Raw genomic sequence first — 2,518 nt, forward strand, 5'->3', positions numbered from 1 at the left:
GGCGCCAACGCCCTGGGCGGGGTTCGCGCCAACCTCACCGTGGTGCTGGAAACCCGTCTCGAGAAGCAAGGCCTGACCCAGGCCGTCGCCACCGACCGCCAGTCGGCCCCGATGGCCGAGATCCTGTCGCTGCTGGTCCGCGAGCGCCTGACCGGCGACGCGCCCCCGGCCGGGGCCAAGGCCTTGGTCGACATCCTGCGCGCCGACATCGAGGCCCGGGCCGGCAAGGACCTGGACCGCCTGACCGACGCCATCGACGACCAGGCCGCCTTCGCCCGCGTCACCCGCGAGATCCTGCGCGACCTCGACATGGGCGAGGAGATGTCCGACGCCGACGAGACCTCGGACGAGGAAGAGGCCGGCGAGGAAGACCCCCAGTCCCAGGAGTCCGAGGACGACCAGGGCGAGGGCGAGGGTGAGCAGGCCGACGGCAGCGCCCCGCAGGAGACCGACGGCTCGGACCGCGAGACCGAGGCCGGCGACGAGGAGATGGTCCAGAGCGACGAGCAGGGCGACTCCGAGGACACCGACGAAGCGCCCGAGATGGGCGACGGCGCCAAGCCCGCCCGCCCCGACGGCGCGCCGGGCGGTCCCGGAGAGCCGGCCTACAAGGTCTTCACCACCGCCCATGACGAGGTGGTGCCGGCCGAGGAGCTGTGCGACGCCGAGGAGCTGACCCGTCTGCGGGCCTATCTGGACCAGCAGCTCAACGCTCTCTCCAGCGTGGTCTCGCGCCTAGCCAACAAGCTGCAGCGCCGCCTGCTGGCCCAGCAGAACCGCGCCTGGACCTTCGACCTCGAGGAAGGGATGCTCGACGTCTCGCGCCTGACCCGGGTGATCATCGACCCGACCGCGCCGCTGTCGTTCAAGCAGGAAGAGGACCAGGAGTTCCGCGACACCGTCGTCACCCTGCTGATCGACAATTCCGGCTCGATGCGCGGCCGCCCGATCATGGTGGCCGCCGTCTGCGCCGACATCCTGGCCCGCACCCTGGAGCGCTGCGCGGTCAAGGTCGAGGTGCTGGGCTTCACCACCCGGGCCTGGAAGGGCGGGACCAGCCGCGACGAATGGATCAAGGCCGGCAAGCCGGCCGCGCCCGGCCGCCTCAACGACCTGCGCCACATCATCTACAAGAGCGCCGACGCGCCCTGGCGCCGGGCCCGCAAGAACCTCGGCCTGATGATGCGCGAGGGGCTGCTGAAGGAAAATATCGACGGCGAGGCCCTGATGTGGGCGCACCAGCGCCTGGTCAGCCGGCCCGAGGCCCGCCGCATCCTGATGGTGATCTCGGACGGCGCGCCGGTGGACGACTCCACCCTCAGCGTCAATTCGGGCCACTATCTGGAGCGCCACCTGCGTCAGGTCATCGCCGAGATCGAGGACAAGAGCCCGGTCGAGCTGATCGCCGTCGGCATCGGCCATGACGTGACGCGCTATTATCGCCGCGCCGTGACCATCGTCGATGTCGAGCAGCTGGGCGGCGTTCTGGTCGAGCAACTGGCCAGCCTGTTCGACGAGGAGCCCCGGGCGGTCAAGCGGGCGCGCGGCCTGCTGGCCCCGCCGCCCACCGTCCAGCCCTCGCCGGCCAAGACCGGGCGCAAGGTCCCGGCGTGATCCTCGGCCGCACCCTGCTGGTCCTGGCCTTGGTGGCCGGCGGCCTGGCCCAGTGCGGCCGCAAGCCGCCCCTGCCCCTGCTGCCGCCCGCCCCGGTCAAGGCCGGGCCCGAGATCCGGCTCGACACCAGGCCGTGCCGCTGAACGGCGCGGACCCGACCCAGGGGTCGGTGGGCCGGTTCGTCTATGCCGGCGGCCTGGCGGTCACCAGCCCCGACACCAGCCGCCTGCACGGCCTGTCGGACCTGAAGATCAACGCCGAGGGCGCCCTGCTGGCGGTGACCGACGACGGCGACCTGTTCGAGGCCCGGCTGGTGCTGGACGACGCCCGGTCGGCTGGCCGGCCTGACGGCCGGCAAGCTGTCGCCGCTGCGCGATCCCCAGGGCCAGCCCGTGCAGGGCAAGGCCCGGGGCGACGGCGAAGGCCTGGCGGTGCTGGCCAATGGCGATCGCCTGGTCAGTTTTGAACGCGACACCGCATCTGGCTCTATCCGGCCGCCGCCGACGGCAGCTTCGGCCCGCCACGCCCGGTCAACAAGGCCCGCCACACCTTCCCCGACAATGAGGGCATGGAGGCCCTGACCGCCTATCCGGCCGCCGGCCCCGACGCCTATCTGGTCGGCGGCGAGGAGGGCGAGACCTGGCTGTGCCGGATCTCGACGCCCTGCCAGACCCTGCCGGCCCAGTCGCCGCCCGACTTCAACTGGGGTCTGACGGCCTTCGCCAATTTCGAGGGGGCGTCGATCGCCACCGTGCATCGCACCGTCGATCCCCTGAAGGGCTGGCGCAACCAAAGTGCGGTTCGTGCTCGATCCGCGCGCCCCGGCCGGCCGCCAGTTCCTGGCCGCGCACCTGACCCTGGACGGGCCGCTGACGCGGGACAATTTCGAGGGGGTGGCGCTGAG

At 72.0% G+C, this 2,518-nt stretch carries 3 protein-coding genes and 1 pseudogene; all 4 read left to right on the top strand.

Annotated features, from left to right (window positions below; genetic code table 11):
* Positions 1–1,614, top strand: a 1,614-nt coding sequence (gene cobT, locus CSW58_RS12575) for a cobaltochelatase subunit CobT (protein ID WP_099447515.1), incomplete at its 5' end; no start/stop codon positions are given.
* Positions 1,611–1,757 carry a hypothetical protein gene (locus CSW58_RS16315; protein WP_201721668.1) on the top strand — a complete coding sequence of 49 codons (147 nt, stop codon included), beginning with the start codon at positions 1,611–1,613 and terminating at the stop codon, positions 1,755–1,757. The genes cobT and CSW58_RS16315, both read left to right, overlap by 4 nt.
* Positions 1,748–2,080, top strand: coding sequence for a hypothetical protein (locus tag CSW58_RS16320; RefSeq protein WP_201721669.1), 333 nt, complete (start codon positions 1,748–1,750; stop codon positions 2,078–2,080). Before CSW58_RS16315 ends, CSW58_RS16320 begins: the two co-directional genes overlap by 10 nt.
* Before the next feature lie 102 nt (positions 2,081–2,182).
* A pseudogene (locus CSW58_RS16325) lies at positions 2,183–2,518 on the top strand (hypothetical protein); the annotation flags it as partial.

Source organism: Caulobacter sp. B11, from assembly GCF_002737765.1.
Lineage (GTDB): Bacteria > Pseudomonadota > Alphaproteobacteria > Caulobacterales > Caulobacteraceae > Caulobacter.